Source organism: Parvibaculum sp., assembly GCF_040882025.1.
GTDB lineage: Bacteria > Pseudomonadota > Alphaproteobacteria > Parvibaculales > Parvibaculaceae > Parvibaculum.
In genome coordinates this window covers 32,337-38,093 of the sequence record NZ_JBBECC010000044.1, presented here as the reverse complement: position 1 = coordinate 38,093, position 5,757 = coordinate 32,337, and the positions used below count along the sequence as shown (strand labels likewise).

At 64.4% G+C, this 5,757-nt stretch carries 8 protein-coding genes; 3 read left to right on the top strand and 5 right to left on the bottom strand.

The window, feature by feature from the left end; translation table 11 throughout:
- The coding region (locus tag WEB61_RS02955) for a hypothetical protein (protein ID WP_368062835.1) at positions 1-189 on the top strand (189 nt) is incomplete at its 5' end.
- Between the two features lie 72 nt (positions 190-261).
- On the opposite strand, the gene WEB61_RS02950 is transcribed toward WEB61_RS02955, so the two are convergent.
- Both WEB61_RS02950 and WEB61_RS02945 read right to left on the bottom strand, forming a co-directional pair.
- Positions 262-966, bottom strand: a complete 705-nt coding sequence (locus tag WEB61_RS02950) for a hypothetical protein (protein WP_368062834.1) — start codon at positions 964-966, stop codon at positions 262-264.
- A complete protein-coding gene (locus WEB61_RS02945; RefSeq protein ID WP_368062833.1) occupies positions 963-1,241 on the bottom strand; it encodes a DUF3572 domain-containing protein in 279 nt (92 codons plus the stop codon). Before WEB61_RS02945 ends, WEB61_RS02950 begins: the two co-directional genes overlap by 4 nt.
- A 223-nt stretch (positions 1,242-1,464) precedes the next feature.
- On the opposite strand from WEB61_RS02945, the gene WEB61_RS02940 reads away from it, so the two are divergent.
- Positions 1,465-1,830: a response regulator gene (locus WEB61_RS02940; protein WP_293506680.1), complete on the top strand. Its 366-nt coding sequence runs from the start codon at positions 1,465-1,467 to the stop codon at positions 1,828-1,830.
- A gap of 30 nt (positions 1,831-1,860) precedes the next feature.
- On the top strand, positions 1,861-3,231 hold the full coding sequence (locus WEB61_RS02935; RefSeq protein WP_368062832.1) for a PleD family two-component system response regulator: 1,371 nt from the start codon (positions 1,861-1,863) through the stop codon (positions 3,229-3,231).
- A gap of 429 nt (positions 3,232-3,660) precedes the next feature.
- On the opposite strand, the gene rpmG is transcribed toward WEB61_RS02935, so the two are convergent.
- The 3 genes from rpmG to WEB61_RS02920 form a co-directional block, all read right to left on the bottom strand.
- Positions 3,661-3,828: a 50S ribosomal protein L33 gene (rpmG, locus tag WEB61_RS02930; protein ID WP_111883271.1), complete on the bottom strand. Its 168-nt coding sequence runs from the start codon at positions 3,826-3,828 to the stop codon at positions 3,661-3,663.
- 93 nt (positions 3,829-3,921) lie between these two features.
- Positions 3,922-5,082 (bottom strand): MFS transporter, encoded by a 1,161-nt coding sequence (locus WEB61_RS02925; protein WP_368062831.1) that lies wholly within the window; start codon positions 5,080-5,082, stop codon positions 3,922-3,924.
- 175 nt (positions 5,083-5,257) lie between these two features.
- On the bottom strand, positions 5,258-5,757 hold a 500-nt coding region (locus WEB61_RS02920), incomplete at its 5' end, for an MFS transporter (protein ID WP_368062830.1).

Here is a 5,757-nt window from a genome sequence, read left to right as displayed (position 1 = left end):
CGGTACGACAGTGGACTAAATCAAACCCGGCTCTTCTTAGCCGGACAGCAGTGGCTTTATGCGGGCCATCCACGTCTTGCGACACGGAAAGAAGGAAAGAAAGACGTGGATGACCCGGACAAGCCGGGTCATGACGGATTTGGTTGGTGTCGAGAGCTTCATTCCTGCAATCGAAACCTACTCTTCTAAACCGGACAGCAGTGGGTCAAGCCCGGGGGTGACAGGTTAGGGGGAAGACGCGATGGGGATGGGGCGCGGCGATCAAAACCCGTCCGCCTTCAGCCTCTCCGAAATGAAATCCTCCGCCGCGCTCCACTCTGTCGTGTGGAAGTGGCTGTCGGGGGCCTGGCCCAGAAGCTTTGCCAGGCGGGGGTCGGCGATGAAGTGGATGCGGTGGGACGGGGCGTGGGCCCTGGCGACCGAGGCGATGTTGTGGGGGATGTCGTCGAGGAAGACGACGGGGGCCTTGACGCGGTCCGCGAGGCGGCGGACGGCGCCGCCCTTGAGGCCCTTGTTGGCGATGACGGGGTAGGCGATGCCTTGCGCGGCGAGGCTGGCGGCGCGGGTTTCGCGCGCCTCGAAGGGGACGTTGGTCAGGACGACGATCTGGGCGCGTTCCGAGAGACGGGCCAGCGCCTCGGCGGCGCCGGGGACGACCAGCAGCGAATGGGTCTGCGCGGCGAAGAAGCCTTCGAGGAGCGCCGGCATGCCGGCAGGCGGCACGGGCTCGCCGGTTTCCCGGCTCTTGATGTTGCCGGTCAGTGCAAAACTCTGCAGGTCGAGCCAGAGCCCTTGCGTTTCGAGATAGAGTTCGAGGCCGGCAACGAACTGGATCAGTACCTCGTCGGCATCCGACACGATGATCGGGCGGCCGGGGACAAGGTCGAGGGCGTCGATCTGCGGAATCACCGCCGCGTCGATGGCAAGCGGGTCCGGCTTCGGGGGCTTCGGGCTTTCGGCGTTCACGACCAGTGGACCTCTTCGCCGCCCGGCAGGGCGCGGCGGGCGGCCGCCGGAAGCTCGGGGGCGAGGCCCGCATCGGCGCAGAAGGCCAGCAGGCGGGGCTCGTCGTTCAGCAGATATTCGAGCACAAAGCCAAGGAATTCCGCGTCGGCGGCGCGGGCGCGCAGTTCGTCCGGGGCGAGGCCCGAACGGTCCAGAAAGTCGCCCAGCAGCTCTTCATCGGCCGCGATGTGGCCGAGCGCGTGAATAGCCAGCATTTCGGCATTGTCCCTGTCCATCGGCGATTTCCTGTCGGGGGCGACACAAGACGTTAATCATAGATCGAGTTTGATGAGAATTCGAAGGAAAGCGGGGCCTCCATGAGGGGGCGTTAAAGACTTAGTTAAGGATATTCGGGTCATATGATCCCAGCGACGCCCCTTTCGGGCGCCTCGGAGACCGGGGATTCGGGTCGGATACGGGCTTGCCCGGTACAGGTGGAGTTCTGGAGCTATGGACGCAATGTCTAAGAAGGTCCTGATCGTCGAAGATAATGAGCTCAACATGAAGCTCTTCCACGATCTTTTGGACGCGCACGGCTATCAGACGCTGCAGACGCGGGACGGCATCGAGGCGCTGGAGATCGCGCGCACGAATCGCCCCGACCTGATCCTCATGGACATCCAGCTTCCGGAAGTGTCGGGGCTCGAAGTCACCAAGTGGATCAAGGAAGACGACAGCCTCCGCTCGATTCCGGTGGTGGCCGTGACGGCCTTCGCCATGAAAGGCGATGAGGAGAAAATCCGCGAGGGCGGCTGCGAGGCCTATATCTCGAAGCCGATCTCGGTAACGCAGTTTCTGGAGACGGTTCAGCGTTTCCTTCGCTAAAGTACAATTCCTCGGCAAGGACGGGACCCCGTGACTGCTCGCGTATTGATCGTCGATGACGTTCCCGCCAATCTGAAGCTGCTCGACGCCAAGCTCACAGCGGAATATTTCGATGTGTTCAAGGCGTCGTCCGGCCCGGAGGCGCTGACTGCCGCCAAGGAGCAGCAGCCGGACATCATCCTGCTCGACGTGATGATGCCTGGCATGGACGGGTTCGAGGTCTGCCGGCGCCTGAAAGCGGCACCGGAAACGGTACATATTCCCGTCGTCATGGTGACCGCGCTCGACCAGCCGGCGGACCGCGTGCAGGGCCTCGAGGCCGGCGCCGACGATTTCCTGACCAAACCGCTCAACGATCTCGCGCTGTTCGCGCGGGTGAAGAGCCTTGTGCGCCTGAAGATGGTGACCGACGAATTGCGCATGCGCGAGGCGACCGGCCAGCGCATCGGCGCGCTCACCGCCGGCGGCGACAATTTCCTGATGAAGGAACCGGGGCGCATTCTCGTCATCGACGACCGGCCGACCTCGCTGAGACGCATCACCGAGACGCTGTCGAGCGAACACATGCTGACGGTGGCCGAAAGCCAGGACGAGCTTCTGGAGCTCGCGGCGCAAGGCAATTTCGATCTTCTCGTGGTCAGCCTGACGCTGCAGGAATTCGACGGGCTCAGGCTCTGCTCGCAGTTGCGTTCGCTCGAGGCGACGCGGCAGACGCCCATTCTCGCGATCGTCGAGGAGGGCGATACGGCCCGTCTCGTGCGGGCGCTCGACATGGGCGTCAACGACTATCTGGTGCGGCCGATGGAGCGCAACGAGCTTGTGGCACGTTGCCGCAGCCAGCTTCGCCGCAAGCGCTATCAGGACTATCTGCGCGACAAGTTCCAGCAGGGGCTCGAGCTCGCCGTCACGGACGGGCTGACGGGGCTCTACAACCGGCGCTACATGGAAGGCCATCTCTCGACGCTGGTGGCCGACAGCGCGCGGTCCGGCAAGCCGGTGGCGCTGCTGATTTTCGACATCGACTATTTCAAGCCCGTCAACGACACCTACGGCCATGCCGCCGGCGATGCGGTGCTGAAGCAGTTCGCGACCCGGATCACGCATAATGTGCGCGGCATCGACCTGACCTGCCGGCTGGGCGGCGAGGAGTTCGTCGTCGTGATGCCGGATACCGACCTTGCCTATGCGATGATGGTCGCCGAGAGGCTGCGCCAGAGCATCGCCTCGCAACCCTTCACGCTGAACGAGGAAGGGCAGACGCTCGACATCACCGTCAGCATCGGCATCGCGATGACCGAGGGGGCACAGGACACGGCCTCGAAGCTGCTCGAACGCGCCGACCAGGGCCTCTACCGCGCCAAGCGCGACGGCCGCAACCGCGTCGTCGCCGAAGCCGCCTGAATTTCACGCTCTCTATTTCAGATCAGTGACAGTCTTCGCATGTGTTCGTGCGAAGAGGCCGTCTGTTAACCTTGTATCTTCATGGTTAACGCGCGCATGACAAGAAAAGCGACCTGAATTCCTTTATTGGCACAGCAGAGCGTGCTAGCTTTTTCCGGGCAATGGTTTCGCCGCCGATTGCGCGTCCGCTCTTGCTGGGGGGTGAGTCGGATACCGAGCCGGCGGCGATATGTGTCCTCGTGGGGCGCTCAGGTCCGCCGCATCTCCTGGGTCCGCGAGGCACGGCCGGTCGGGGCGTGGTTCATGGAGTGGCCTCCTCTGATAAGCCGCGGTTACCCCGGCCGGCCACCTTTTCTTTCTTCGAAGACAACGAAAAAGCCGGTCCTGAGGGACCGGCTTCCTTGCGTTCGGCGTGTCTGATGACTGCTCTTACTTGATCTTGGTTTCCTTGAACTCGACATGCTTGCGCGCGATCGGGTCGTATTTCTTGATGACCATTTTCTCGGTCTTCGTGCGGCTGTTCTTCTTCGTGACGTAGAAGTAGCCGGTGTCGGCGGTGCTTTCGAGCTTGATCTTGATGGAGGCGGGCTTCGCCATGGCCGAAAATCCTTGCAGTTACAGGGGCTTGAGGCTTTGCGCCCGCAGGGCCGTTCGGGATATCCCCGGCCAGCCGATTTGGGCGCAGACTACTCATGGGGAGGCCGAAGTCAAGCGAGGCCGGGGCGCGTAATAGCGCTGCAAAAGGACGACCATGGCCGCGACCCCGAAGAGCGACATGAGGATGCCGGTCCAGAGGGGCAGGCCCAGATGGATGGCGAGGGCGGCGCAGAAAAGGCCGCTCGCGCCGCCGATGTCCCAACCGCCCTCCGTCGCGACATGGAAACGGAGCGTGCAGGGCGCGCGCTTCGCCTGGGTGTAGACGGCGGTCATCAGCGTCGGGACATAGAGGCAGGCGCCGAGTGCGCCCAGCGCGTTCGCCAAGACGGCGACGGTGGCGTCGCCGGTGGCGACGGCACGCAGGACGATGATGAGGGCGAAGGTGCCGAAGGCATAGACGACGGCGCGGCTGCCATGGCCCGCGTCGATGTGGCGGCCGAGCGTCAGGCTGCCGATGCCGCCGATGACGGCGGCGAGCGCCAGCGCACCGCCATAGGCGAGGAAGTCTTCGTTGAGCGAGGTGAAGAGCGCGATCTGCCAGACGAAGACGTAACCCGCCATGATCCAGCCATCGGCCACGAAGAGCAGCATGCCGGGGATCGACGCCCTGAAGGCGCCGGACACGGCTGGTGCGACGCGGACCTCCGGCGTGCGCAGCAATGGCAGGGCGGAGGCGATGCAGAAGACGGTGGCGAGGCTGAAGGCGGCACGCGGACCCCAGGTGACGAGGAGAAGGCCTGTCATGAGCGGGCTCACGACGCCGACAAGGGCGGTGACGGCCTCGCGGACGCCGATCTGGTGACCGCGATGCTCGTCGTCGCCGAGGGTGGCGAAATAGGCGTGGTAGGTCGACCAGTAGACCGTGTCGCCGACGGAGGAGACGACGATGAGGGCCGCGAGCATGTAGCCGACGCCCTGGACCTCGGCGAGGAGGGGAAACTGGAAGGCCGTGAAGAGCGTGCCGGCGATGACCATGGTGCGCATGCCCCAGCGCACGGTGAGAGGGACGATCAGGGGACGGATGAGAAAGCGCCCGAGCAGGATGAGCGCGAAAGAGGAGAGCGCCGTCGGAGCGGGGACGCCCGCTTTCAACAGATAGGTGACGAAGAAGGCGCTGCCGCCGGTTACGGCGACGGCATGAATCCAGTAGTGAAGATTGAGAAGGTTGACGGTGCGATTGCGGAAATACGCCATCGGGTGAGCCCCCGAGGATGGATCGGAAATATCGACGGTCTGGCGGCTCGTCCCGTTCGGGACGGCGCGCGTCGCTGACAAGGCCGGACGGCCGTCAGCTCAGTCGATCGATCCACCCATGGCGCGTAATCCTCCGCTGGAGATAGGGCAAATCTAGCCGGTTCCGGATTGCCGTTCAATCGCGCGGGATGGCGACGGGCGGCGGCGCGGTGAAGAAGCGCCAGCCCGCGACAATGAGATAGAGACCGCAAAGGCCGGCCATGACGACGATGAGGCCGTGCGGGTCCCAGAGGTCCATGCCGATGCCGGCCATGGGCGGGCCGATGAGGGCGCCGGTCGAATACATCAGCACGAAGGCCGCGTTGGCGGAGGCGAGGTTGGCGCCGCGGAAACGCTGGCCAAGCAGCGTCAGGCCGACCGTGTAGAGGCCGACCACGACGCCGCCGAAGACGAAGAGGACCGGCGCGAAGAGCCAGAGATTGTGGGCGACCAGCGGGATCGCCGAGGCGCCCAAAAGACCGACAAGGGCGCAGACCAGCAGCACCATGCGGCGGTCGGCGCGGTCGGCCCAGATGCCGATCGGGATCTGGCAAAGGATGTTGCCGGCGGCGAAGACCGAAAGCACGAAGGCGGCGGTCTGTTCGGTCATGCCGGTGCGCACGCCATAGACCGGCA